The 26,364-nt window shown below is 41.3% G+C and carries 28 protein-coding genes; 11 read left to right on the forward strand and 17 right to left on the reverse strand.

The window, feature by feature from the left end:
- The first annotated feature begins 110 nt into the window (after positions 1–110).
- Together norR and rsgA are read left to right on the forward strand one after the other, a co-directional pair.
- Positions 111–1,679 (forward strand): nitric oxide reductase transcriptional regulator NorR, encoded by a 1,569-nt coding sequence (gene norR / locus J7338_RS04830; protein ID WP_210796000.1) that lies wholly within the window; start codon positions 111–113, stop codon positions 1,677–1,679.
- 234 nt (positions 1,680–1,913) lie between these two features.
- The gene (gene rsgA, locus J7338_RS04835) at positions 1,914–2,963 is read left to right on the forward strand and encodes a ribosome small subunit-dependent GTPase A (protein WP_210796001.1); all 1,050 of its coding nucleotides are present in this window, start codon (positions 1,914–1,916) and stop codon (positions 2,961–2,963) included.
- A gap of 84 nt (positions 2,964–3,047) precedes the next feature.
- Here rsgA and J7338_RS04840 read toward each other — a convergent pair whose 3' ends face one another.
- Positions 3,048–3,944, reverse strand: a complete 897-nt coding sequence (locus J7338_RS04840; protein WP_182783889.1) for a LysR family transcriptional regulator — start codon at positions 3,942–3,944, stop codon at positions 3,048–3,050.
- Between the two features lie 126 nt (positions 3,945–4,070).
- Between J7338_RS04840 and J7338_RS04845 the strand changes: the two genes are divergently transcribed.
- Positions 4,071–4,640 (forward strand): NADPH-dependent FMN reductase, encoded by a 570-nt coding sequence (locus J7338_RS04845; RefSeq protein ID WP_210796002.1) that lies wholly within the window; start codon positions 4,071–4,073, stop codon positions 4,638–4,640.
- 5 nt (positions 4,641–4,645) lie between these two features.
- On the opposite strand, the gene J7338_RS04850 is transcribed toward J7338_RS04845, so the two are convergent.
- A complete protein-coding gene (locus J7338_RS04850; RefSeq protein WP_145242439.1) occupies positions 4,646–5,092 on the reverse strand; it encodes a tellurite resistance TerB family protein in 447 nt (148 codons plus the stop codon).
- A 96-nt stretch (positions 5,093–5,188) separates the two neighbouring features.
- On the opposite strand from J7338_RS04850, the gene J7338_RS04855 reads away from it, so the two are divergent.
- Positions 5,189–5,560: a hypothetical protein gene (locus J7338_RS04855; RefSeq protein WP_210796003.1), complete on the forward strand. Its 372-nt coding sequence runs from the start codon at positions 5,189–5,191 to the stop codon at positions 5,558–5,560.
- 3 nt (positions 5,561–5,563) lie between these two features.
- Here J7338_RS04855 and J7338_RS04860 read toward each other — a convergent pair whose 3' ends face one another.
- The 6 genes from J7338_RS04860 to fabR all read right to left on the reverse strand — a co-directional run bounded on the left by J7338_RS04860 (position 5,564) and on the right by fabR (position 12,473).
- Positions 5,564–6,157, reverse strand: coding sequence for a hypothetical protein (locus tag J7338_RS04860; RefSeq protein ID WP_210796004.1), 594 nt, complete (start codon positions 6,155–6,157; stop codon positions 5,564–5,566).
- A 613-nt stretch (positions 6,158–6,770) separates the two neighbouring features.
- The gene (gene leuD, locus J7338_RS04865) at positions 6,771–7,370 is read right to left on the reverse strand and encodes a 3-isopropylmalate dehydratase small subunit (protein WP_210796005.1); all 600 of its coding nucleotides are present in this window, start codon (positions 7,368–7,370) and stop codon (positions 6,771–6,773) included.
- Positions 7,370–8,770, reverse strand: coding sequence for a 3-isopropylmalate dehydratase large subunit (leuC, locus tag J7338_RS04870; RefSeq protein ID WP_210796006.1), 1,401 nt, complete (start codon positions 8,768–8,770; stop codon positions 7,370–7,372). The genes leuD and leuC overlap by 1 nt, the downstream gene beginning before the upstream one ends.
- A 75-nt stretch (positions 8,771–8,845) precedes the next feature.
- The gene (gene leuB / locus J7338_RS04875) at positions 8,846–9,922 is read right to left on the reverse strand and encodes a 3-isopropylmalate dehydrogenase (RefSeq protein ID WP_210796007.1); all 1,077 of its coding nucleotides are present in this window, start codon (positions 9,920–9,922) and stop codon (positions 8,846–8,848) included.
- Entirely contained in the window at positions 9,919–11,472 is a 1,554-nt protein-coding gene (leuA, locus tag J7338_RS04880) for a 2-isopropylmalate synthase (protein WP_210796008.1), read from the reverse strand. The genes leuB and leuA overlap by 4 nt, the downstream gene beginning before the upstream one ends.
- Before the next feature lie 383 nt (positions 11,473–11,855).
- Positions 11,856–12,473: an HTH-type transcriptional repressor FabR gene (gene fabR / locus J7338_RS04885; RefSeq protein ID WP_210796009.1), complete on the reverse strand. Its 618-nt coding sequence runs from the start codon at positions 12,471–12,473 to the stop codon at positions 11,856–11,858.
- Positions 12,474–12,599: 126 nt separating this feature from the next.
- Here fabR and J7338_RS04890 point away from each other — a divergent pair, with 126 nt between their 5' ends.
- On the forward strand, positions 12,600–13,733 hold the full coding sequence (locus J7338_RS04890; protein ID WP_210796010.1) for an acyl-CoA desaturase: 1,134 nt from the start codon (positions 12,600–12,602) through the stop codon (positions 13,731–13,733).
- A 13-nt stretch (positions 13,734–13,746) separates the two neighbouring features.
- Entirely contained in the window at positions 13,747–15,177 is a 1,431-nt protein-coding gene (sthA, locus tag J7338_RS04895; RefSeq protein ID WP_210796011.1) for a Si-specific NAD(P)(+) transhydrogenase, read from the forward strand.
- 84 nt (positions 15,178–15,261) lie between these two features.
- Here sthA and hemE read toward each other — a convergent pair whose 3' ends face one another.
- Entirely contained in the window at positions 15,262–16,326 is a 1,065-nt protein-coding gene (gene hemE / locus J7338_RS04900) for a uroporphyrinogen decarboxylase (RefSeq protein WP_210796012.1), read from the reverse strand.
- Positions 16,327–16,828: 502 nt separating this feature from the next.
- Between hemE and rsd the strand changes: the two genes are divergently transcribed.
- The gene (gene rsd / locus J7338_RS04905) at positions 16,829–17,296 is read left to right on the forward strand and encodes a sigma D regulator (protein WP_210796013.1); all 468 of its coding nucleotides are present in this window, start codon (positions 16,829–16,831) and stop codon (positions 17,294–17,296) included.
- Between the two features lie 208 nt (positions 17,297–17,504).
- On the opposite strand, the gene fkpA is transcribed toward rsd, so the two are convergent.
- Positions 17,505–18,257: an FKBP-type peptidyl-prolyl cis-trans isomerase gene (gene fkpA / locus J7338_RS04910; protein ID WP_210796014.1), complete on the reverse strand. Its 753-nt coding sequence runs from the start codon at positions 18,255–18,257 to the stop codon at positions 17,505–17,507.
- A gap of 202 nt (positions 18,258–18,459) precedes the next feature.
- Between fkpA and J7338_RS04915 the strand changes: the two genes are divergently transcribed.
- Together J7338_RS04915 and J7338_RS04920 are read left to right on the forward strand one after the other, a co-directional pair.
- Positions 18,460–19,458, forward strand: a complete 999-nt coding sequence (locus J7338_RS04915; RefSeq protein WP_210796015.1) for a WD40 repeat domain-containing protein — start codon at positions 18,460–18,462, stop codon at positions 19,456–19,458.
- Positions 19,445–19,660 carry a SlyX family protein gene (locus tag J7338_RS04920; RefSeq protein ID WP_210796016.1) on the forward strand — a complete coding sequence of 72 codons (216 nt, stop codon included), beginning with the start codon at positions 19,445–19,447 and terminating at the stop codon, positions 19,658–19,660. The genes J7338_RS04915 and J7338_RS04920 overlap by 14 nt, the downstream gene beginning before the upstream one ends.
- Before the next feature lie 13 nt (positions 19,661–19,673).
- Here the strand turns inward: J7338_RS04920 and J7338_RS04925 are convergent, their stop codons facing one another.
- Positions 19,674–19,877: a YheV family putative zinc ribbon protein gene (locus tag J7338_RS04925; RefSeq protein WP_029216159.1), complete on the reverse strand. Its 204-nt coding sequence runs from the start codon at positions 19,875–19,877 to the stop codon at positions 19,674–19,676.
- Between the two features lie 143 nt (positions 19,878–20,020).
- Here J7338_RS04925 and J7338_RS04930 point away from each other — a divergent pair, with 143 nt between their 5' ends.
- Entirely contained in the window at positions 20,021–21,943 is a 1,923-nt protein-coding gene (locus J7338_RS04930) for an ATP-binding cassette domain-containing protein (RefSeq protein ID WP_210796017.1), read from the forward strand.
- A complete protein-coding gene (locus J7338_RS04935; protein WP_210796018.1) occupies positions 21,930–22,349 on the forward strand; it encodes a TIGR02444 family protein in 420 nt (139 codons plus the stop codon). The genes J7338_RS04930 and J7338_RS04935 overlap by 14 nt, the downstream gene beginning before the upstream one ends.
- A gap of 564 nt (positions 22,350–22,913) precedes the next feature.
- On the opposite strand, the gene J7338_RS04940 is transcribed toward J7338_RS04935, so the two are convergent.
- The 6 genes from J7338_RS04940 to J7338_RS04965 all read right to left on the reverse strand — a co-directional run bounded on the left by J7338_RS04940 (position 22,914) and on the right by J7338_RS04965 (position 26,350).
- Positions 22,914–23,417: a hypothetical protein gene (locus J7338_RS04940; protein WP_210796019.1), complete on the reverse strand. Its 504-nt coding sequence runs from the start codon at positions 23,415–23,417 to the stop codon at positions 22,914–22,916.
- Between the two features lie 43 nt (positions 23,418–23,460).
- Positions 23,461–23,967 (reverse strand): hypothetical protein, encoded by a 507-nt coding sequence (locus tag J7338_RS04945; RefSeq protein ID WP_210796020.1) that lies wholly within the window; start codon positions 23,965–23,967, stop codon positions 23,461–23,463.
- Complete coding sequence (locus J7338_RS04950) at positions 23,964–24,521, reverse strand: hypothetical protein (RefSeq protein WP_210796021.1); 558 nt, start codon at positions 24,519–24,521, stop codon at positions 23,964–23,966. The genes J7338_RS04945 and J7338_RS04950 overlap by 4 nt, the downstream gene beginning before the upstream one ends.
- A 1-nt stretch (position 24,522) precedes the next feature.
- Positions 24,523–25,035 carry a hypothetical protein gene (locus J7338_RS04955; RefSeq protein WP_210796022.1) on the reverse strand — a complete coding sequence of 171 codons (513 nt, stop codon included), beginning with the start codon at positions 25,033–25,035 and terminating at the stop codon, positions 24,523–24,525.
- Positions 25,036–25,103: 68 nt separating this feature from the next.
- The gene (locus J7338_RS04960) at positions 25,104–25,676 is read right to left on the reverse strand and encodes a hypothetical protein (protein WP_210796023.1); all 573 of its coding nucleotides are present in this window, start codon (positions 25,674–25,676) and stop codon (positions 25,104–25,106) included.
- Between the two features lie 26 nt (positions 25,677–25,702).
- The gene (locus J7338_RS04965) at positions 25,703–26,350 is read right to left on the reverse strand and encodes a hypothetical protein (protein ID WP_210796024.1); all 648 of its coding nucleotides are present in this window, start codon (positions 26,348–26,350) and stop codon (positions 25,703–25,705) included.
- Positions 26,351–26,364 lie beyond the last annotated feature (14 nt).

Below are 26,364 nucleotides of genomic sequence, written 5' to 3' on the forward strand. Positions count from 1 at the left end.
CCAAGATTAAAACTACTTACTATTCAATGCATTAAATATTTTACTATTGACAAAAAAGTCTTTATGACTCACCTTTAAATAAGATAAAAACACATTTGAGTCGTTTTGACATGATAGATAAACAAAGCTTACTTAATGTCGCCCTTGTGCTTGCTAAAGTGAGCGACCAAAAGCAGCCTTTTCAGCAGTTAATTCAGTCTATCAAGCAAGTAATACCCAGTGACGCTATTGCACTGCTTACCTTGCAAGGCGATGTGTTAAAACCACAAGCTATTCATGGACTGACGCCTGACACCCTAGGACGACGCTTTGTAATAAACGAGCATCCACGTTTACATGCCATTTGCAACGCTAAGCAACCATTACAGTTTGCCCATGATTGCCCAATTCCTGATCCGTACGACGGTTTACTATCGAGCAAAACTGGCGATATTCTTGTTCATGCTTGCTTAGGCATCCCCCTACTTGATAGCGAAGATAACTTACTCGGTGTGATCACCCTCGACAGTCTCGATGCAAATGCATTCGACAGTTTTGACCTTGAGCTACTAACTCAGCTAGGTACGCTTTGCACCGCGCATTTGCAAACTGTATTAAAACTGCAGCAATATCAAAACCACGCGCAACATAGTAGCGCTTTAGTGCAAGAGCTAAACCGCGAAGCACTAACTCGTGATGGGGTTGAAATAATCGGTCAAAGCCCAGCTATTCAAACTCTTAAAAATGATATAAAACTGGTGGCGGCTTCTGAATTTAGCGTGTTAATTCAAGGCAACACTGGAGTCGGGAAAGAGCTGGTTGCACGCAATATCCATCTTCATTCAAAGCGTAGCGAAATGCCGTTAATTCACTTGAATTGTGCATCATTACCAGAGAACCTCGCCGAAAGTGAATTTTTTGGCCACGCCAAAGGCGCATTTACCGGCGCCCATAATGCACGTCAAGGCAAGTTTCAGCTGGCTGATGGTGGCACCTTATTTTTAGATGAAATTGGTGAACTGCCACTTGCCATGCAAAGTAAACTATTGCGCGTCTTACAAAGTGGTGAAATCCAAACGGTTGGCGAAGATGAAGTAAAATACGTCGATGTAAGGGTTATTGCGGCTACAAACAGGCATTTAAAAAACGAAGTCGCTCAAGGGCGTTTTCGAGCCGATTTATATCATCGGTTAAGTGTTTACCCGCTCAACGTTGCGCCACTTAAACAGCGCGAAAACGATGTAATTTTACTTGCAGGTTACTTTGTTGAAAGAACAGCCCGTAAGCTAGCTATCAAACAACTCAAACTCAGCGTCGAAACGCAACTACTACTCACTCAATATGACTGGCCGGGAAATGTGCGAGAACTTGAGCATGTGATCAGCCGTGCAGCATTAAAAGCCAAACAAAGCCAGTGGCAGCAAGCAATAATTACTATTGAACCTGCTCATTGTGAACTTATCCTAAGTACAAATAATCCAGCGCCTGTCGCATTAACAACTGCCGATCACAATAACATAAATAACCCAAATTTCTCGCTCAAACAAGCAACGGATACATTTACTCAGCATTTAATCACCCAACAGCTAGAACAACATAATTACAACTGGGCCAGTGCAGCACGAACATTAAAAGTTGATCGCGCTAACTTAGTACGATTAGCCAAACGTCTCGGTATTACAGTAAAAAAATCTATTTAATGTGTATTTTATTCACCCAAACTTGGCTATAGTGCCAACTGGTGTAAAACCACAATAAACATCTAAACAGGAGATATTTGATGATTGTATTAACCCCCCTTGCTGGGCAAGTAAGTGCTTAATTTTATTTTTTAATATTAAGTTTTGCCCGGCCATTAGCCGGGGCGCTGTTAATAGCTAAAATTTAACAGCAAACCCCTTTGTTATTTTTACTCTTTGCAGTAATGGGGTTATATGAATACTAATTTAAGTTTAAGCCAACTGGGTTGGCGCGCATTTTTTCAACAACAACTTACGCTCAATGATTTAGAGCACACACTGATTGCACGGATCATTACCTACCACCGCGATCACTTTGTTGTACAGAGTGAGCAGGGTTGCCACAAGGTATTGGTAAATTCAGATCATCCCCCCTTAACTGTGGGTGACTGGATATTAGTTACGCAACACAACGAACACTGGCTGTTTACCCGATTACTTGAGCGCTTAACATTGCTCAGTCGCAAAAGTGCGGGAAGTAAGTTAAGTGAACAGCTTATTGGCGCTAATATTGATACTTTGTTTATTGTCAGCTCGCATAATCAAGATTTCAATCTAAGCCGCTTTGAGCGCTACTTAGCGTTAGCATATCAAAGTGAGTGTTTACCCGTTGTTGTACTGACCAAACGCGATCAATGTGCAGAACCAGAGCAACATATAGCACAACTAACAGCGCTTGATAATCATTTAACCGTGCTGTCTGTTAATGCATTAGAGCGTGGCAGTGTTGAGCAATTAATGCCATGGTGCGGCAAAGGTCAAACATTAGCTTTTGTTGGGTCTTCGGGTGTAGGTAAATCCAGCTTAGTTAATAGCTTATGTGAACAGCAGCTAAGTGACACTGGTGCAATTCGTGAGGACGACAGCAAAGGTCGCCACACCACGACTCATCGAGCATTGCATGTTCTTAACGTAGGAGCGCTGTTACTCGATACTCCCGGCATACGCGAGCTGCAACTAAGTGACTGTCAACAAGGTGTAGAGCTTACTTTTAACGATATAAGTGAACTGGCGCAGCAGTGTCGATTTGCCGATTGTAGTCATCAGCTAGAACCCGGTTGTCAGGTGCTAGCTGCGTTACAAAAAGGCTTATTAACGCAGCGGCGTATCACTAATTATCAAAAACTGTTAAAAGAGCAGCAACGCAATACTCAGAGCCTTGCGCAATTACGTAGCCAAGATAGAAGCTTAGGTCGGTTTTATCGTAACGTACAAGCAGACATGCGTAATTTAAAAGGACGTTAATTAATTTTTCTCAGTCGTTAAACAAAACGTGGCTAAATACTGTTTAGCCACGTTTTTGCTAATAGAAAGATTAACCCAGCTAAATTACGCGAGCTTATGCTCCTTAAAATACGCTTTTAAAAGCTGACTGAACGCCTGTACCTTAGCTGTTCGGTGCACTAAGTGATGGGTTACTAGCCATAAATCCGTTGGCCAACTCAGTTCATCCGCTAGTATTGGTACTAAATCAGCATACTGCGCCGCCACGTCATGCTGCATCCCGCCAATTCCCAAGCCTTTAACAATTGCACGGGTTGCCTCTGAGGTTTCAGACACCCGTAATTTCACTTGTGAAGTTGGTATATTTTCATCAACCCAAACAAAATAAGGCACTTTGCCATTATAGCCGGCCACCCCCGAAACAAAATTATGCAACGGCAATTGCTTAATACTTTTTGGCACGCCATGCTTATCAATATAACGCTTTGATGCATAAAATCCTGACGACAAATGCGCTAAATGTTGGGCGATATAATCACCTTCATCAGGACGAGGACCTGCGCGAACCGCTATATGTGCTTGGCCGTGATCAAGACGTAAACGCTTTTGATCTAATATAACTTCCAGCTGTACCTGTGGATGCAGACTTTGAAATTGTTCACACACATCACTTAGTACATCAATAAAGCCACTGACGGTGGTCAGCAATAAACTACCACGCAAAGTACTATCTGCGGCAATAATATCATTGTGTAAGCGTTCAAGTTCACTATTAATAGACTGCGCTGCTGTAAAGAGTTTAGCGCCAATCTCAGTTACTTTATAACCCCGGGCATGACGATGAAATAAACGTGCATTTAAACTTTGCTCTAGGTTATTAATGCGCCTAAGTACCGTACTGTGATGAACGTTGAGCTTTTCAGCCGCCGCTGTTAACGTTCCTAACCGCGCAACTTCATAGGCTACTTTTACATCTTGCCAGTCATCAAATTGAATCGCCATACCTGCCCTTAACCTTAAGTGTGCGTATATGCACATAAGTTTTGCGTTTATTTGGCTTTTCTGCAAGTAAATATTTGCTAAAGTAGTTAACAGACAAACCCAACTACGTTATTGAAGGCGACCACCATGACAGCACCAAAAATTATTGCCTTAGCAGGCAGCTTACGTAAAGACAGCTTTAACCAAAAATTGATCAATGAAGCAGCCCGCTTTGCATTAGAAAGCGGTGCAGAAGTTGAAGTAATTAAACTGGCAGATCTAAACTTACCCATGTTTGACGAAGACGTTGAAGCGCAAGGCACACCAGTAGGCGCTCAGTTATTAAAAGACAAACTACGCGCTGCAGATGGCATCTTACTTGCGAGCCCTGAATATAACGGTTCAATTACCGCGGTACTAAAAAATGCCATTGATTGGGCATCGCGTACTGAGCAAGGCGCAGTTCCAGCATTTCGTAACAAGGTAACGGCTTTATACGCCTCATCACCAGGAGGCTTAGGTGGCTTGCGTGGTCTAAATCACGTTCGCGATATTTTATCGGGTATCGGCAGCTTGGTATTGGCAGATCAACTTGCCGTACCTGCAATTCACACTTTGCTTGATGAAAGTGGCCGCATTAGTGACCCTGTGACTGCAGAACGAATTGCAGGCCTTGCTCAGCAGCTCGTCAGCGTAGCCAGCAAATTAAATAAATAAACCGCTTAAGAAAGCTTTGTCGCTGCTAACTTTGCAGCGATAAAATCCTCATGCGCGACATACAACAAGTTGGAAACACGGCGAATTACATACTCTTCTTGCGGATCTAACTCACCATCGGCATACGCTAAGCGCCATAGCAGCTCTATAATTTCAATGCGTTGCTCTGCGCTGCATTGATCATTAATTTGTTTAGAAAACTGAAAGTAATCAATCGCGTCATCCAAACTTTTTCCTGCGCTTTGCATTAGCTCACTAACGTCTTCATCACTCAAATTAAAATACTTTTTTAAAGTCAGAGATAACGTTTTCAATTCATCGTCTTGCTGCTCGCGATCAGCACGCATTACTTCAATCAATAATGCCGCTACAGCCGTTTTCAAATCATGCTCTTGCAGCTGAGCTGGTTGCTCATCAAAAGCTGAAAATAGTTGTTTTATTTGTTTGAACATCACATTTTCCCTTTTTGGGTGTTAGACTTACAGCATAACTCGTTGCATCACTGTAATTAAATAGTGCGCTCAATACAATAATGGAGTTAAAGGTTTATGAAAGGAAAAACAGCAAATAGGCTAGTAATTATCAGTGCGCTGGCACTATTAATAGGCAGTAATGCGGTATTAGCAGAAAAAGGTGAAACCGAAAAACTCTATGACTTCGATGAAAAAGTCCATTATTACCAAACAAAATTAGACGCAAATAACTATCATCTAGAAATTCAATCTGACGACTATCAGCACTTTAAAAATCAAAGTGTATTTTTATTGCGCCATGCTGATCGTTTATGCCGTGGTAATCCATTTATGCTAAAAGTGACTGATGGTGTACAAGAGTATGATCGTTTCCCAACCCAACCCCGCGCCTATCAGCCGCCTTTAACGGTATTACTACAATGTGAGACAAAGCCCAGCAAAGACTAATCTTTAGTCTTTATAACCCCAAGGCGCTGGCGGTGGTGTAACTGGTTTCGTTAAATCAAAATCAACGCGAAACTCGCGGCCTTGGCGAATTAACCGATAAGTAAACTTTTCAGGGTAAATATACATCTGCCATGTATTACCGATAGATTGTGGAATACTTTGGCTAACAAACAATTCTTTTGAATACTGATCCGCAGGGAACGACTGCACGTTAGCAAATCCCGCATCAACCGTATGACCACCATACATAGTTGATACATCATCAGTGCCATCTTGATGGCGATGATCGTGTTTTAAACTCAAACCACTGCCTGTTTTTGTGATGATCCACGTACGTGACGCATCATCACCCACATGAAATGGTACTTGGAGCTCACTATCAGTGCATTTACGAACATGCATGACTAATTTTTTACCCGCAAACGAGCTAGGACCAGTGGCATTATCAACCGTTACTTTACCCTCAAAAGCTTTACCACAATAGGCGGCAATATTATCAAAAAAGCCATCATGAGTTGGGATAGATACCAAAGGCGCAGGGCGAGCAAACGCCGCCGTAGACGCCAGCAATAAAGTCGCCGCAGTTAATAATTTCATAGCATGTTCCTAAAAATATAAAGTTGCAGCTTAGCGTGTTAATAAATACAAAGGAAGTAATCGCGTTGAATGGGAATTCAGTTATAAGTTAGCGAGATGAAAGTTAGCAAGTTAGCAAGTTACCTAATTAAAACTCAGTGTTAGTATTAAAACTAGAAGAAATAATGCTTATTATTTTTTGTAAACCTACAAATCTATGTCTGAGATTAAAAAATGAATCAAAAAAATATTAAATGCCATAATATGGGGTCTACACAAGCTAGGAAGCATGAATATCAGCCGAAAAAATATAGTTATAAGAAATGGTGTAGGCCACTTCAAGCGAGGCCCTTACAAAGGAGCCACTCTTTGATTGAGCCCAGATGAAGTGACAACGCTCTGGCATCCAGAGGAACAAGCAAAGTATGCCCTTTTAAAAAGCCATTGACTAAAACAGCTTGCGGCAAACCTCTTTATTATCGTGAAAGAACTTTAGATCAAAATGGTAAAACAATTGAAATATTTACCTGTGATGCTGGTCATGAATGCAAACAGCCGATTATATCGGCTGTAAAATGAAGTCATAAAAAACGTGGCCTTAGCCACGTTTCATGATTAAATAACTTTTAAACCTTTACTGCCAAGGTCGCTCAGCGTTAAGCTTTGCTTCAAAGGCGTCAATTTGTGGGTTGAGGGTTTCGGTCACACCGATAAAATCTAAGCCGCTTAATAAACGCTCTTTTACATCTTTGCGGATATCAAAGCTGATTGGCGCAAATTTATTACTGCGTAATTGCTGGTTTTCAAGATCCACATCAATGTGAATATCTTCATGCTGCTCACTTAATACAAATAAGTCATCTAATATTTGCGCTGGCAGTGCAATAGCAAGCATTTGGTTATTACCACAGTTATTAAAGAAAATATCAGCAAAGCTTTCAGCCAAAATCACTTCAAATCCATATTGTTTAAGCGCCCATGGTGCGTGCTCACGTGATGAACCACAACCAAAATTATCGCGGGTTAGTAATATTTGCGCACCTTGGTAACAGGTACGATTTAATATAAACTCAGGGTTAGGCTCGTCGTTATCTAAATAGCGCCAATCATAAAACAACGCCGCATCAAAACCATCACGGCTGGTTGAGGTTAAAAACTGCTTGGGAATGATTTGGTCGGTATCGACGTTGTTTTTATCAAGTGGGGCCATTAAGCCACTAAAAAAAATGCTCATTAGGCTTCTCCTCTAATATCAACAAAGCGACCATGAATTGCTGCCGCAGCGGCCATTGCTGGGCTTACTAAGTGTGTACGACCACCACGGCCTTGGCGACCTTCAAAGTTACGGTTTGAGGTGGATGCACAGCGCTTGCCTGCACCTAAGCGATCATCGTTCATGGCTAAGCACATTGAGCAACCCGGTTCACGCCACTCAAAACCTGCAGCTTTGAAAATATCAGCTAAGCCTTCATCTTCAGCTTGTTTTTTCACCAAGCCTGAGCCTGGTACAATTAACGCTTCAACGCCAGCAGCAACTTGCTTACCTTGCACGATATGAGCAGCAGCACGTAAATCTTCAATACGGCTGTTAGTACATGAGCCTATAAATACGGTATCAACGCGTGCTGATGACAGTTTTTCTCCCGCTTTTAAGTCCATGTATTTAAGGGCACTGCGGATCGCATCAGCTTTAATTAAATCAGGCTCTTGTTCTGGATCTGGAATGCATTCATCAACACCAATAACTTGCTCAGGGCTAGTGCCCCAAGTAATTTGCGGCTGAATGCTGCTCGCTTCAAGTTCCACCTCTAAATCAAACTGCGCGCCTTCGTCAGTTTTTAGCGTTTCCCAGTAAGCAACTGCAGCTTCAAAATCATCGCCTTGTGGAGCAAATGGGCGGCCTTTTAAGTAATCATAAGTGATTTGGTCTGAAGCGATTAAACCCGCTTTCGCGCCCATTTCAATACTCATGTTACACAATGTCATGCGTGCTTCCATTGACAGTGCTGCAATGCCTTCACCACAAAATTCTGCCACATAACCTGTACCACCGGCTGTACCTAGTTTACCAATCACCGCCATAATTAAATCTTTGGCTGTAACCGTTGGACGTAGTACACCATTAATTTGAATTTTTAATGACTTGGCTTTTTTCTGTTGTAGCGTTTGCGTTGCTAGTACATGCTCAACCTCTGACGTGCCAATACCATGGGCAAGTGCACCAAATGCACCGTGAGTTGAGGTATGGCTATCGCCACAAACAATGGTAGTGCCAGGTAAAGTGATTCCTTGCTCAGGGCCCATTACATGCACAATGCCTTGGTTAATTGAATTTAAATCGTAAAGCACAATACCAAACTCTTTACAGTTGGCATCAAGCGCCATTAACTGGTTTTTTGATACTTCACTGGCGGCATCAAGTGATCGACTTTTAGTCGATACATTGTGATCCATGGTCGCGATGGTTTTTTCAGGACAACGTACTGTACGGTTTTTTTCACGTAGGCCTGCAAACGCTTGCGGCGATGTCACTTCGTGTACTAAATGACGGTCAATATAAAGTAAATCGGTTTGCTCATTAATACTAGCAACGACATGCGCTTGCCAGATTTTGTCGTATAAGGTTTGGGCCACTTGCGGATCCCCTAATTTGTTTGGCTCGCCGCGTGACGGTGCAGCGAGTGAATAATTGTTTAAATATCTGCTGTTTTATATTCTAGCGACAATCGCAGCAGCTACATCTTGGGTGGTATAACCCGCATTTGGGTAGATATCTGGTGTACCAACACCCGCTTCGACCGCTTCAGCAACGGCTTTTTCAATGCTACGTGCGGCTTCATCTTGGCCAAGTGAATAACGTAGCATTAACGCAGCACTTAAAATTTGTGCGATTGGGTTTGCCACCCCTTTACCAGCAATATCAGGTGCCGAACCACCAGCAGGTTCATACATACCAAAACCTGACTGATTTAAACTCGCCGATGGTAATAAGCCCATAGATCCGGTGATCATTGCGCATTCATCTGACAAAATGTCACCAAATAAGTTATCACACAGTAATACATCAAACTGGCTTGGTTGCTTAACTAACTGCATTGCCGCGTTATCTACGTAAATATAATCAAGGCTTACTTCTGGGAAGTCTTTGCTTACTTCGGTTACTACTTCGCGCCATAATACACTTGATGCTAATACGTTGGCTTTATCAACCGACGTTACATGGTTATTACGTAATTTTGCTGCTTCAAAGGCAAAACGTGCAATGCGTTCAATTTCTTTGCGTGAATAGGTTTGTGTATCAAACGCCACTTCTTCAGCCCCTTCGCCACTGCGGCCTTTGTCACCAAAGTAAATGCCGCCTGTTAGTTCACGTACGCATAAAATATCAAAACCTTTTTCGCTTATATCGGCACGTAATGGCGATGCAGCGCTCAGTGCTGATAATAGTTGCGCTGGGCGTAAGTTACAAAACAAACCAAAGTGTTTACGTAGTGGCAAAAGTGATGCGCGCTCTGGTTGCTCATCGGCAGGAAGGTGCTCCCACTTTGGACCGCCCACTGAACCAAACAAAATTGCATCGGCACTTTCACACGCTGCAAGGGTTTGATCGGGTAACGCTTTACCAAATTGATCAATAGCAGCGCCGCCAATGGCATGATGATGACGAGTTAAAGTAAAACCAAATTTACTGCTCACAGCATCCAATACTTGCTCTGCTGCTGCCATTACTTCTGGGCCGATACCGTCGCCTGCTAATACTGCAACGCTATAATTTGATTGACTCATCCTGCTTTCCTTTGTTGTTTTAAATCAGACACTTTTTGTGCGCGATAAATTAAGTTATAAACGCGGATCATGGCGCGTACTGACGCCTCAACCACATCCACTGCAATGCCCGCGCCGTGATAAGGGCGGCCATCGTATTTAGCTATTATATTTACTTCACCTAATGAGCTGGCACCTTCACCGGTAGCTTCTAAATTAAATTCAATCATTTCAACAGCCATACCCGTTAAACGTTCAATCGCTAAGAATGATGCCTCTACAGGACCATTACCAGTAGCTGCTTCTTGTTTAGACTCACCATTAATCGTCATACCAATAGTAGAACTTGCTACTGATTGCGAGTTAGACGTTGAATTTACAAACTCCAATTGGTAATTTTCATCTTTATCATTAATTTGGTTAAAATAAATCATTGCTTCAAGATCATAGTTGTAGACTGTACCTTTTTGGTCTGCAAGCGCTAAAAAGCTTTCATATAGGCTATCCATATCATAATCAGATTTTTGATAGCCTAATTCTTCAAGGCGGTGCTCAATAACATGGCGTCCTGAACGAGAGGTCATATTTAATTGGTTATTTGGCACACCGACGCTTTCTGGCGACATAATCTCATAGGTATTTTGCGCTTTTAATACACCGTCTTGGTGAATCCCTGAACTATGAGCAAACGCATTCTCACCAACAATGGCCTTATTGGGCTGTACTGGCATATTACAAATTTTTGCCACTTGGCGTGAAGCACGGTAAATCTCTTCACTACGAATATCAGTGAACACATTTAAATGGTCTTTACGCATCTTCATGATCATCGCCACTTCTTCAAGTGAACAGTTACCCGCACGCTCACCAATGCCGTTAATCGTACATTCGATTTGCCGTGCACCGGCTTGCACCGCTGCAACAGAGTTGGCAACGGCCAAACCTAAGTCGTTATGGCAATGTACACTTAATCGCGCTTTATCAATATTTGGCACATTATTCATCAAATGGCGGATCATCGCCGCATACTCGTCTGGCGTAACAAAACCAACCGTATCTGGTAAGTTGATGGTTGACGCACCAGCGTTAATCGCCTGCTCAACAATTCTGCATAAATCCCAATGCGGTGTACGGCCTGCGTCTTCACATGAAAACTCCACATCATCAGTATAATTACGGGCAAGCTTAATTGATTTAACCGCCATGGCTGTCGCATCATCTAAGCTCATACGTAGCTTGTGTTCTAAATGCAAAGGGCTGGTAGCAATAAAAGTATGAATTCGACTTTGTTGTGCTGTGCGAAGCGCTTCGCCACAAGCTTCAATATCTTTAGCAACAGCGCGTGCTAAACCACAAATAATCGGGCCTTTCACTTCTGTGGCTATACGTTGCACTGAACGAAAATCGGCAGGGCTCGAAACCGGAAAACCTACTTCCATCACATCCACATTTAGGCGGCTAATAGTATGCGCCAGCTGGATTTTATCTTCTTCAGTCAGGCTCGCTTTCAGCGCTTGCTCACCATCACGTAAAGTGGTGTCGAAAATCCATACTTTATCTTGTTCTTGCATAATCTACCCTTAATTCTCTGCTGCCCTAGATGCGAGATAAAAAAAACCCCGCAATATGCGGGGTTCTTTGTGTTTACTTAATGCAAATACACTAATCCCCGCTCACGAAAGCTTGCAGTAAGAGGTTCAGTTTCAATGTAATAAAATGAGTGTTTTGCATCGTCTTTACTAAATATGCGTGTTCAGTGAAGCCTATTTTTAACACTTCAAAATTGCGCATGCAAGCATAATATTTCCACAAAAAGGAATTCTTCATGGCATAAAAGGAATTAAAAATCCAAAAAATCAAATTTAAGGTATAAATTAATACTAAAAACTGAAAATACAAGCCGATTAAACTAATCAGCTTCCAGCCTACGCTTAGATTAACTTTTTGCTATTTTTTACTCTTTATTACCATCACGTACATATTTACTAGCACCACGCGTTATATAACGTAATTGCCAAATAACGCGCTCTACTAGCTCATCACGTTGTTGGCCCTCAATATCTAGAGCCTCGGCACCAGCATTAAACACTAGCGTGACCATGGCCTCTGCTTGAATATATGCATGAGTGGCGTCACACGGGGTTTCGCTTTCAAGATAGTGCGCAAGCTCTAAAATAAAGTGTTTAATTTCACGGGCTACAGCAGCACGAAATGCTTTAGAGGTGCCGGATCGCTCCCGTAGTAGTAGCCTAAATTGATTACTGGAGTTATCAATAAACTCCATAAATGTAACTACTGAGGTGGTAATAATGCTACCGCCACTGGCGATGCGACGACGTGCCTGGCGCATTAGCTGGCGCAGCGTTAAACCAGCTTCATCAACCATAGTTAAACCCAGTTCATTCATGTCTTTAAAGTGGCGGTAAAATGAGGTTGGTGCTATACCTGCTTCACGAGCTACTTCACGTAAACTTAAATTAGAAAAACTATGATCGGCGCTTAATTGGTTAAATGCCGCCTCAATTAAAGCTTGTCGTGTTTTTTGTTTCTGTTGTGCACGAACACCCGACATGAACTACTCCTGATTTAATTTAAATCAATTTATGATGATTTTTATCTTAATTCTCCAGTCTAATACTTGACGGCAAGAGAATGAAATATTATTTTAGCTTACAAGTGTACGCCCAGATTTTTAAAGATGAAAAAACCACCAGTTATTTGGACCAATGTCCTATTTTTTAGTATTACGTTTTTGGCTGCTGCCACATTAGTTCCTTGGTATGGGTTTGCCCATGGCTTTACTAGTGGCCATTGGCTAGCATTTGTTGTTTGTATGTTTTATGCGGGTATGTCAATTACCGCAGGCTACCATCGCTTATGGGCCCATAAAACTTACGATGCCCATCCCCTTATTGAAGTTTTTTTTGCTCTAGGCGGTGCTTTTGCACTGCAAAATAGTGCGCTGCACTGGAGTTGTGATCATCGCGTTCATCATGGCCAAGTTGATGACCCCGTAAAAGACCCTTATGCAGCAACCAATGGTTTTTGGTATAGCCACATCGGTTGGATGCTTCGCGATTACCAAGGCGACAGTTATAGTGATTACAGTAATTGCCGTGATTTACAGCGCAACAGAATAGTGATGTGGCAACACCGTCATTATATGAAATTAGCATTAGCAACTAATATTGGTATTCCTGCTCTGCTGGGTCTAATGATTGGCGATGTAATTGGCATGCTGTTATTAGCCGGATTGTTACGTCTGGTATTGAGCCAACATTTCACCTTTTTTATCAATTCAGTAGCGCATATTTGGGGCTCTCGACCTTATACTGAAAAAAATACAGCTCGCGATAATGGCGTGTTAGCACTATTTACTTATGGCGAGGGTTACCATAACTTTCATCATATTTTTGCCAGCGATTATCGTAATGGCATAAGATGGTTTCACTATGATCCCACAAAATGGATGATCCGCGCTTTTGCAGTTGTTGGCCTTGCTAAAAAATTAAAACGTACGCCGATTGAGCGTATCGAAAAAGCCAAAGCCGAAACGTTAATGAACAAAACGCAAAACCGTTTAGCTAAATTGCCTTTAGCGCAAGATAAGCTTACATTATTGCAGCAAGAGTACGATTTATTGTTGAAAAAGCTACAACACTATTGCGCACTAAAAAAGCAGGTATTAGAAGTTAAAAAGAATAACATGCTGCAACAATGTGAAAAATCAGCTTTAATAACACAATATCATGAGTTGGAAGCTGCCTGGGAAAACCAAAAACAGGCATGGCTTGCACTAAATGCGAGGTTATTAAAAGCCTCTTTTAGTTAATGTAGGAGTGGCTGTGGCCAAACAACAAGTAAAGAAAGAACAACAACTATCATTTCAATATGATGCGATTATTATAGGCACAGGTCCTGGCGGTGAAGGTACCGCCATGAACTTGTCTAAAAGCAACAAAAAAGTAGCCGTTATTGAACGCCAAGCAGGCGTTGGTGGCGGTTGCGTTCATTGGGGCACCATTCCTTCAAAGGCATTGCGTCATTCTGTTAGCCGCTATATCGAATACAAAGCCAACCCATTATTTAATGTGGGTGAGCGCCCTAGCAGGTTAACGTTTCCTGATATTTTGCGCCACGCCAGCTCGGTTATTTCTAAACAATCAAATTTACGCAGCAGCTTTTACGATCGTAATCGCATTCATATGTTTCAAGGTGATGCCAGCTTTGTTGATCAGCACACAATTGAAATTACGCGTAATGATGGCTCAACTGAACGTTTAACGGCTAAAACCATTGTGATTGCTACAGGCTCACGTCCGTACCGCCCACCTGAGGTTGATTTTACCCATTCACGTATTTACGACAGCGATACTATTTTAGCCCTAGAGCATGACCCTCACCGGGTACTTATTTACGGCGCTGGTGTGATCGGCTGTGAGTATGCGTCTATTTTTAAAGGCTTAGGTGCTAAAGTTGATTTGGTTAATACCCGCGACCGCTTACTCGCTTTTATGGATGCTGAAATCTCAGATGCTTTAAGCTATCACTTTTGGAATAGCGGTATTGTGATCCGCCATAACGAAGAGTTTGACCGTATTGAAACCCGTGATGATTGCGTTGTTATGCATTTAAAATCAGGAAAACGCGTTAAAGCTGACTGTATTTTATTTGCCAATGGTCGCACCGGCAACACTGACGGACTTAACCTTGAAGCGGTTGGCTTGAAAGCCGACGGCCGCGGGCAGTTAAAAGTTAATGAAACTTACCAAACTGAAGTGGATAATATTTATGCGGTGGGCGATGTCATAGGCTACCCAAGTCTTGCTAGTGCAGCGTTTGATCAGGGCCGAATTGCTGCCGATGCAATTGCCTGTGGTAATTGCGATGAAAAACTAATTATTGATATTCCTGCAGGTATTTATACCATTCCTGAAATGAGCTCTGTGGGTAAAACCGAACAACAGCTTACTGCAGCTAAAATCCCCTATGAAGTCGGTCGTGCGCAGTTTAAACATTTAGCACGGGCACAAATTGCCGGTACTGAAGTAGGCAGTTTAAAAATATTATTTCACACCGAGACTAAAGAAGTACTTGGCGTACATTGTTTTGGTGAGCGTGCCTCTGAAATAGTGCATATTGGCCAAGCCATTATGGAACAAAAAAATGGCGGCAATAATATCGATTACTTTGTTAATACCACCTTTAACTACCCAACCATGGCTGAAGCCTACCGCGTTGCGGCGTTAAATGGTTTGAATCGACTGTTTAAATAAACGTTGAGACAGCTAATAAAAAGCCCGCTTACTGATAAGCGGGCTTTTTTTGATTATAAATGACAGTGCTTGTTACAGCTGCAGTTACTTATGATATTGCGCACTAAACTCATGTACGGCATTAATAAATACACCCGCGTTTTCAGGATCAACATCAGGCGTAATACCATGGCCTAAGTTAAATACATGACCTTCACCTGTGCCAAAATCTTCAAGGATAGTCGCTACTTCTTGGCGAATACGATCTGGTGTGCCATGTAACATTGATGGATCCATATTACCTTGCAGAGCTACTTTGTCGCCGACACGGCGCTTAGCATCGCTAATATTAATTGTCCAATCAAGACCAATTGCATCACACCCCGTTGCTGCTATCGCTTCAATCCATTGACCACCATTTTTAGTAAATAACGTAACGGGCACTTTGCGACCATCATATTCACGAATTAAACCATCAACGATTTTGTGCATGTACTGCAATGAGAACTCTTTATAATCACGCGGGCTCAATACACCGCCCCATGAGTCAAACACCATTAGAGACTGCGCACCGGCTTTAATTTGTGCATTTAAGTAATCGATCACTGAATCAGCAAGCTTATCAAGTAACAAATGCAGTGTTTTTGGCTCAGCAAACGCCATTTTTTTGATTTTGCCAAAGGTCTTACTGCTCCCGCCTTCAACCATATAAGTAGCAAGTGTCCAAGGTGAACCCGAGAAACCAATTAGTGGTACTTCGCCTTTTAGTTCACGACGGATCGTGCTTACGGCATTCATAACATAACCAAGCTCATCTGTTGGATCGAGCCTTGGAATTTTTTGTACATCAGCAAGTGATGAAATTGGACGCTCAAATTTAGGACCTTCACCGGTTTCAAAATACAAACCTAAGCCCATCGCATCTGGAATAGTTAAAATATCACTAAATAAAATAGCGGCATCTAATGGGTAACGACGCAGCGGCTGTAATGTTACTTCACAAGCGAGCTCAGCATTTTTACACAGGCTCATAAAATCGCCCGCTTGTGCACGAGTTGCGCGGTATTCTGGTAAGTAACGCCCTGCTTGGCGCATCATCCATACCGGAGTCACATCAACTGGCTGTTTTTGTAGTGCACGTAAATAACGGTCGTTTTTTAATTCGCTCATAGCGTAAAGGATCCTAAAGCTGATAGATATTGTGCAGATTGTATCACCATATCGCACACCTCTCTATCGCTATGGCATTAATTAACCTTAGTATTGATACAGATTAGGAATCTATTTAAGATGCTTACTTAGTAAAAAATTAACACAACAAACAATAACATTTGAAATTTTTTATTAATATGTTTGCAACACAGCACAAACCTTGGTATAACTTGTTCCGCGTTAACAATAAAAACAATAAAAATTACATAACAATAAAAATAAAAATCTTCTAATAACAATAAAAAAGCTTGTTGAAACAAGTCATGGAAAAAGAAATTAACCACCTTTATGGTGGTTTTTTCTTGCCTGAAACAATATAAACGATTTGTATTTTAGCAAAAAAAACTGTTTATATATCATATGGTTCTTGTTTTATTACAAAATTATAAAAAAAATGTGTTGATCTTTTCGGCATATTTCATTGTTATAGAAGAAACCAACCCAGCTAAGGAGAATGATAATGCTGACGCGTTTGGAAAAAGCTCAACAAAAATGGGGTGGTAGCCACACCGTGATCGACAAATGGCTCTCAGAACGCCAAGAGCTATTAGTTTTATATTGTCGTATTGCTGGCTTTTCACCGTATGATAAAAAAGACCACGCCTTACCAGATCAATTACAGATCCAAAATTTCTGTCAACTATTGATGGATTATTTATCTGCTGGTCACTTTGAAGTGTATGACGACATTGCTAAGGCATGCGAACAAAAGGGCCCTCACAGCCAGCAACTTGCCAATGAACTTTATCCACGAATTTCGCAAACTACTGACATTGCGCTTGATTTTAATGATAAATATGCAGAGGTGGATAAAGAAGATCTACTCAATGATTTTGATGACGATTTATCAAAACTTGGTGAAACACTTGAGCTGCGTTTTGAGTTGGAAGATGAATTAATCGATAATTTATATTCAAACCATACCTAAATATACCTATTAGCAGGGAGTCACGCTCCTTGCTTATCTGTACTTATTCCTCTTCTCACTTTAAAATTAAATATTCCTAAAAAATATAAAAGTTTAAACTTTATATTTTAATGATGTAATTATTACCCGCAGTGTCTTAAAACAACAAGCGCGTATACATTTAACAAAAAAGGGGCTAACCAGCCCCTTTTCGATACAAAATAACTAATTACTCTGCAGCGGCTGCCTGCTCTTCATCTTGAATTTCAAGTAATTCTACTTCAAAAACAAGTGTTGAGTTAGCTGGGATCTTACCTAAGTCACGATCACCGTATGCTAGTTCTGCTGGAATAGTAAACTTATACTTAGAACCTACAGGCATAAGTTGTAAACCTTCAGTCCAACCCGCAATTACGCGGTTAAGTGGGAAAGTCGTTGGTTCGTCACGAGCATACGAACTATCAAATTCAGTACCGTCTAGTAGTGTGCCTTTGTAGTGCACTTTAACTACGTCAGTTGCTACTGGCATTTCACCATCACCTTGAGTGATCACTTCGTACTGTAGACCAGATTCAGTTACTGTTACGCCTTCTTTCTTAGCGTTATCAGCTAGGTATTTTTCACCTTCAGCTTGGCTTTTTTCAGCTTCTACTTTGGCATGTTGCTCTTGCTTAGTACGTACTGACGTATCAAGTGCAGTTAATACTTCACGAATTTTCTCTTCGTCAATTTTTGCGTCGCCAGCAAGGGCATCTTCAAAACCACGAATTAATAGTGCTTGGTCAAGCTCAATGCCTAACTCTTTTTTATCAGCTAAATCTTTATTTAAGAAGTTACCAACAGATGCACCAATACCGTATGCTTGTTGTTGTACTTCAGTTTCAAGTTTAACTGGTGCTTGTTCTTGTTTTGCTTCTTGATTACAAGCTGTTAGCGCTAAAACTGACGCTGCAATCAATGACAATTTAATCGTCTTTTTCATTTTAAATCTCCGACACACTTTGCAGATGTCATTTATTGTATTATTACTAGTTAAAGGTTAACGGCCCATGGTAGGCTACTTATCTAATTTCTGATTGTAGGCTATACGCTCACTTTCACGTTAATTAGATAAACAACCTAGGCCTTCACGAGCCCTAGTCTAACCTCTCAATCACTAAGAGTTAAGGGGAAATAGCTGTAATATGTCGATATTTCGTACTTTTTTGTATCTTCTGTGCTGCACCTTGCTAATTGCCTGCTCAGAACAAAAAGACCAAGCCACAGCAAGCTATGAGCATGCCGCCAGAGGCGCGTTCGCCTCCGCAATATCTCATGATGGCAAATACAGCCTGATCTCATCTATACACCATGGGGTCGCCCTATGGGATAATCAACAGCAAGTACTAAAATACCAATGGTTTCAGCAACAAGACGCAGATAGCCTAGTACATACCGTGGCTATCGCTTATGACAACAGCCACGCTGTTACCGCTGAAAAAACCACTTTTGCAGTATGGGATATTGCCACTGGCAAAAATACCGGCTACTACAAAATAAAAACCGCTACTATTCGTGATATCGCCATTAGTAACCAAGGCCGCAGTGTTTTGTACGGTCGTAGCGATGGCGTTGTTGTTTACCTCGACTTAGAGACCGGTAGACGCATTGAGTTCCTTGCTCACCAAGAAAAAATTAACGCAGTTGCTTTATCGCCCAACGGAAATTTTGCTCTCAGTGGCTCCAACGATTATGCGGCGTACTTTTGGGATACTCGTACCGGACAAGTGATCCATCGCTTTAACCATCCAAGTCGTGTCACCCAAGTGACCTTAGATCCGCAAGGTCGCTATGCATTTACCGCAGACAGTATGACACAAGCACATGTATGGCAGCTGACAACAGGTGATCTTGTTAGTAAACTGACGTATATTGCCCGCCAGAGAATTTTCACTGCGGTACGCTTTAATGAAGCAGGCACATTACTGGCAACAGGCTCACCTAACCGCTTAGTGGACCTATGGCAATTATCCAGTGGTGAACAAATTCAAAGTTGGCATGTAACACCGCGAGAAGGCAGTAGACCAAAATCGGCAGTGGTACTTGATGTCGCTTTTACTGACAACGATACTGCGTTGTTAACCGAAAGCTCCAGTGGGATCGCTGAGCGCTTTACTAGACGAGAAAAAAATGAACACAATTGAACATCGCTTAACAGAACTTGAAGCCAAAGTGGCTTTTCAAGACGAAACGATTGAAATTTTAAATGATGAAATAAAAGTGCACCAGCAGCTGTTGGCAAAAATGAAGCGCCAAACCGAGCTACTGGCTGAAAAAATTAAAGAGTCGCAATCACCATCTATGATGATGTCAGACACGCCAGAGCCTCCGCCGCCGCACTATTGATGGTTGCGGGCGCTTAATCGCCCGGTTTAAACACGCCAATGACTTGTTCAAATTGGCGTGTTGATGCCTGAACAGCCTGCTCTGGCTGTGCCATTTTATGGCCACACTGCATGCATTCGACTTTCTCTACATCGTGCTCTTTGTAAAGCATCATCATATCCATGGTTTTACACTCTGGACAGGTTGCCCCAGCAATAAATCGTTTTTTCTGTTTCACTACGTTTTCCCACAGTTTGAAAAGAAACTTGCTACATTTTAACCCAATAACTACCCAGTTGATACGCTGACGATTGAAATATAGCCCAGCTTCCGTGCTATGATAGCGCCAAGTTCACAAAGGCACAGTAAAGCGCAGACTACATGATCCAGATCTCAGAAATTGAATTACTTCGCGGCGGTAAAGCACTCCTTAAAGATGCCTCAGCTACATTATTTCCAGAACACAAAGTTGGCCTAGTTGGCGCCAATGGCTGCGGTAAATCAACACTCTTTAGTTTATTGAAATCTGAGCTACAGCTAGATGCTGGTAATTGCAGTATCCCTAAAGACTGGTCTATCGCCTCGGTAAAACAAGAAACGCCAGCGCTAGATATCAGCGCAATTGATTATGTATTACAAGGCCATCCAGAGTATTACGCCATGCGTATTGCGCTGCGCGAAGCCGAACAAAATGATGATGGCGATACCCAAGCCAAAGTGCACATACAGCTTGAGCACATTAAAGGCTACAACATAGAAGCCAAAGCCGGCGAGTTACTTCACGGGTTAGGGTTTGCAAATAACCAAATTGAAAACCCCGTTAGTGATTTTTCCGGTGGTTGGCGAATGCGCTTAAACCTTGCCCAAGCGCTGATCCGTGATGCCGACTTGCTGCTACTGGATGAGCCAACTAACCACTTGGATTTAGATGCGGTGTACTGGCTGGAGCGTTTTTTACGCGCTTACACCGGTACTTTAGTGTTGATATCGCATGACCGTGAATTCCTCGATGCTGTAGTTGACCAAATTTGGCATATCGACAAACAAAAGATCAATGTTTACAAAGGCAACTACTCGCAATTTGAACGCCAAAAAGCAGAGCGTTTATTACAACAACAAGCGATGTTTGAAAAACAACAAGATCAAATTGCCCACCTTGAGCAATTTATTACCCGCTTTAAAGCCAAAGCCAGTAAAGCCAAACAAGCACAAAGCCGCGTTAAAGCGCTTGAACGTATGGAAAAGCTCGCACCAGCTCATGCTGACTCGCCCTTTGACTTTGAATTTGCAGAGCCGACCGCACTACCAAACCCATTGATGACACTCGATAAAGCTCAAGCCGGCTATGGCGATGTCACAATCTTAAATAGTATTAAACTTAACTTAGTCCCTGGTAGTCGCATTGCCCTGCTTGGCCGTAACGGCGCAGGTAAATCAACCTTAATAAAATTATTGTCTGGCGACTTACCACCGCAAGCAGGCGAAGTATTCCAACATCAAGGCTTAAACATAGGCTACTTTGCTCAGCATCAATTGGAATCGCTAGATTTAAAAGCCAGCGCGATTACCCATTTGCAGCGTTTAAATCCTAAAGCCACCGAGCAATCACTGCGTGACTTTTTAGGTGGTTTTGCCTTTATTGGTGATAAAGCCCTTGAGCCCGTAGCACCGTTTTCAGGGGGTGAAAAAGCCCGCTTAGTACTTGCTATGCTGGTCTATCAAAAACCTAACCTATTACTACTGGATGAGCCAACAAACCACCTTGATTTAGAAATGCGTCATGCTTTAGTAATGGCGTTGCAAGGGTTTGAAGGCGCGATGGTTACCGTTTCCCATGACCGTCACATGCTAAAAAATACCGCCGACGAATATTACTTAGTGGATAACGGTGAAGTAACCCAGTTTGGCTACGACTTAGACGAATACTATCAATGGCTACTTAATGCTAATAAAGAAGCAGCAAAAACCACTCAAGATGACAATGAACCAAAAGCAAACTCAAGCGTTAACCGTAAAGAGCAAAAACGCCTAGAAGCAGAGTTTAGAAAAGCCACACAACCACTTAAAAAGCACATCGAAAAGCTTGAAAAGCAACTTGATAAACACTCAGCCGAATTAGCTGAAATCGAACAAGCACTTGGCGATAACGAGCTTTATAACGATGACAACAAAGCGAAATTAAAAGAACTTATTGCAAAGCAAGCGACATTGACACCGAAAGTAAATGACATCGAAGAAGAACTATTAATGGCCCTTGAAGAGATGGAAGAAAAAGAGCAGGCGTTTGCCAATGAACTTGCTTAACAGCGATGACTTTTGGCAATTTGCATGTCGCCTTTACAGTGAAGGAGACATGCAAGCACGCCTATTAGATTACCAAAACCAGCAAGGTAAAAACGTTAACCTGTGCTTGTTGCTGTACTATTTAGATTCTCTCAATCTAGAAATTAGTCAAACTCAGTTAAACAAACTTGCGCAATGTATTAGTGAGTTTGATCAGCAGGTATTAACGCCCTTGCGTGCCACACGCGCCTACCTAAAAGCCAACCACACCGAGATTGCAGATTACGCCGCAATTCGTAAAGAACTACTCAGCGCCGAGTTAAAACTAGAACAACAACAACAACGAATGCTAATTGACGCTGTTAATGAGTTTGAGTTGCTAAAATGTTCAACGCCACATAATACTGCCTTGTATTTAAAAGACTAGACCTATGGGTTAACTATCAGGAAAAGGTTAGATTGTATATATCCCAACACTCAAGGCTATTTTCCTCGTTTATTGCTCATTCTCTTCTGTTTGTGCAACCGATCTTGAAGTAAATTATTCACAATGACACTAAGAGACATTGTGCTTAGCGCGTTAATTCCAACAAGTACTTCGATTTTACGTAAAATATGAAAAGAGAAGTTCGTGTTGTTTTAATTGGTTTTTGGAAGGTGTTACAAGCAACTTAAAACAACTTGTTGAATTTTTTAGTGTAAAAATACATTTAATACGGTCCAGCATCTAATTTATGTAACCTTAGGTGGAGGTTTGTGTGAGATTTTCACTTTTAGAAATAGCTTACCCTTGACCCTTGACCCTTGAGCTTAATAAAAATAAGCCACAATGGTGTAATTGTTGGCTCAATCTTTGATTCGGTCCCGGCTATAGCTCTTTTTTCTTACTCGAAAAAATTGGAGACGCATTACTTATACTCCATAACGCGCTGACTCGTCACGATAGGAATTATGGCGTAATCACCTAGGCTACATTGCACAAATTTGGGGGCTAGAACTTATTCGCCATATAAAGCCTAAGATCAATATTTTTAATATCGGTAAAGTACATACGGGCAATACTTCCCAATTTATCCATTCTCACCCTGACTGATTCACATCCTGCTGCAATTGGATAATTTTCAATACGAAATTGGGGCTTAACAACATAACTTGCTCTGTCATAACGCACACCATATGCCGTATCAGAGTCCACCTCAACGTCATTACAGTATACAGTTACGGTCATACCAAAGTTTGATGAATACCATGCCGAAGTTATTTCACCCGTTAGTTGAACATCTAATTCTGTAAGTCCCCGAGTCCCATATAGGGGATACTCAACTTCATAGGCAATTTCTGCATACTTATCAACACCGTTTTCCTGTTTATAAAACTGTGTTATAACCTCAACATCATCTTTGGTGATCCTAGCGGTTTCACCAACAAACAAAGTTGGTAAAGCTGATAAGCTAAATGATATTAGAGACAAGTTTAATAAGAATATATATTTCACAAGCAGCTCCTTATTGAAAAGGCAATGAGTGTATTTTTCATTATTAATGATATACATTTTCGAGAATCTGAACGCTAAATTGTAGGTCAGTAACTCGTGTATAAAACTGCCGGCTCAGGTGTCCCTCTTTATCGATTCTAACGGTTAATTTTTGACAATTACCACCTGTATTAATCATCTTAGAAATTTTAGGCTTTGCTAAATATGAAACACCATTATACCTAACACCAAAATCCATATCTTCACCAATAAAAATGACTTTATCTGTGTATAGTGAGCTGCAGGTAACAGAAAGCGAAGCTGCCATGTTTCCTGCAAACCAACGAGTATACACTTTTCCACCAACCCGATAGTTCAGATCTTGGCTAGGATCGCCATCCACATCCAACTTAGCTTGGTAGGCTACTATCGCTTCAGTCCCAGAATAAGGTTTTGTAATCGCTTCAAAATCACTAAATTTAAGTTCATATACAGCACCGCCAACATCCACACTCTTAGCACTAACATGGAAAGTAATTATTAAGCTAATTATCGTCAATAGCCTTTTCATTGAATTACCTCATAACTTAATGAACTTGTTCCTGATGTACTATTTCCTAATCGAAAAGAACCTCTGATCATATCAGTTTCACCAGAGCCTAACGTCGCTATGTTTAGTCTTACTGATTGACATTCAACTGAAGATAATTTAACTAGAGAAATATCGAATAATAGCGAACTATCTGCTGCAATTAGCTGTTCATTAATAAATTCGCTGTAATTTTTTCGCTCTTTATAGAGAAGATCTTCATCACAATTAATCGATATACTAACTTCATATAAAAGCTCACTAGAAAAAATATTTTCATAAGATCCACTACAGTCAGCCCCCAGCCACTGTGTACAGACAGAATCGTCAGCAGTTCTCAAGTCACCAAATCCTGATACTGCCAATTGCAATTCTATTACTGAGGCGCTCGCTACACTCGATGTGTCGATCATTAACTCGTAATTTTTTTCTTGCTGTAACATGTCTGCTTTGCTAAATGCCGTATTAACCTCTGCAGCGCTGCTAATAGCGCTAAATACAAGAATACTGCTGCTCATTGCAATCGCTTTTAACATTTCATTGTGCTCCTTGCTGTGAATTAATTCCTTTGACGGAGATGGCAAAGGAAATATTTTGAATACGAGTATAAAATTGTTGACTAAGCGATCCCTCTTTGAATAACTCAACCTTTATCTGAGAGCAGCCAGCCAAACCTTTTCTAAGCTCAGTGATCATTGGCTTTGCTGGTGTTGAACTTGCATTAATACGTTTACCATAAGCCTTGCTCATACCAATAGGGATACCATTACAGCTAGCTTTTGTAACTAAGCCAAAATTCGATGCAAACCAGCGTGCTGAAATCTCTCCACTGACATCAAAAAACATAGTTTGCTCTGCATCGACTACATTTAATAGCACTTGGTATCCAGTAACAACACTTCGGCCAGCCCATAGTGTCTTAACTGGTGTAAAATCATCTGTACTTAATATCAGAGTTTCTTGATTTACAGTTAGTGTTTTACTATCTTCCAATGCATATACACTAAAAGGAGAGGTAAATATAACCCCCAACAATAATAGTTTTTTCATTTTATACGTCCTTATTTAAAAACCTAGTGAAGTACACAAAGTAGCTCCTAAGTTAATCGCTATTTCAGTTAATCCAAAGCCTCTGAGATAGTAACAGATAAATCTAAATAACTTGGTTGGTTCGGGGTTACATTAAATTTAAGCTTTAAATTCAACTGAGTACAGCTACCATCGGTAATAGCTGAACGAGAAATATAAAACTTATTACCTGAGTCAGAAGCTCTAAAAGAGCCACACGATACGTCCAATGTCATATACTTAGATGTACGACCTGACACGTCGAAGTGTATTTTTTGACCAAAATCATTATAAACAGGTAAAGAGAGCGCATAGCCCGTATATTTTGTAACTACTAAAGGCTCTAGACCAGGGCAGGTGTATGTCACTTTTTCAACTATAGGAGTAAAGTCGTTTTTACTGAGCGAATAGCGCTTTCCACCAATATAGATAGGTGCTACTGCCTGTTTATTAAACACTTTGATATCAGCGCCTAGGCTCTTGATTTCTGGCTCCATGCTGTACGCGCACGGTTCTGGTGGTGGCCAAATTCCGTCATCACCACCGATCTTGGCTTCAACGGCTGAAGTAACGTCCACTGTCAGAGCGATTAATACACTGCTCAATATACTAATTTGTTTCACTGCGAATCCCTTATGAGAAAAATAGTTTAATACAGTGTTTCAGAAATAGTGACATTCAGGTCAATATAAGAAGGTGCTGTTGAATTTGAGTTTGAGAACGAATACTTGACCTTCATTGCCTTACAGCTACCCCCCGTATTCTGATTTTTTGAAATCACCCATTTAGTACCTGAATCACTTGCATTGAGTGAGCCACATGATAACGCAAGGCGCATTGATTTATTTGAACGCCCACTGATGTCAAAGTACAGGTCTTGGCCAAAGTCACCATCAACAGCAAATGTTGCTTCATAACCAGCTAATACACTTATAATCGTAGGTTGTTCCCAAGGACAAGGGTTTTCTATAACACGCGTGTTATAGAAAGGAGTAAAGTTAGACTTATTAAGCGTATAGCGTGCTCCACCGATATAAATTGGCGAAGCCATCGTAACTGCTTTAGCTGCTTCAATCATTTGCTGATTTGAAACTGAGTTCTGGGTAAGTGACTCAAAAGGTTCTATCTCACAACGTCTTTTGCTGTATGGATCACAGCAAGGATATCTAGATATTTGCTCTTCCCTCGAAGTCTGTTGAGAAAGCGCGTCCACGCCTTGTTCGTCTGTGCTTGCGGCGGCACGAAATGAGAGTGTGGTTAGTACCGAAAAAATTAGTATTATAAGTTTAGTTTTCATAACAATTCCTTCTT

Origin of the sequence: Pseudoalteromonas ostreae (assembly GCF_018069805.1) — a bacterium.
In the GTDB taxonomy this organism is placed as follows: domain Bacteria; phylum Pseudomonadota; class Gammaproteobacteria; order Enterobacterales; family Alteromonadaceae; genus Pseudoalteromonas; species Pseudoalteromonas ostreae.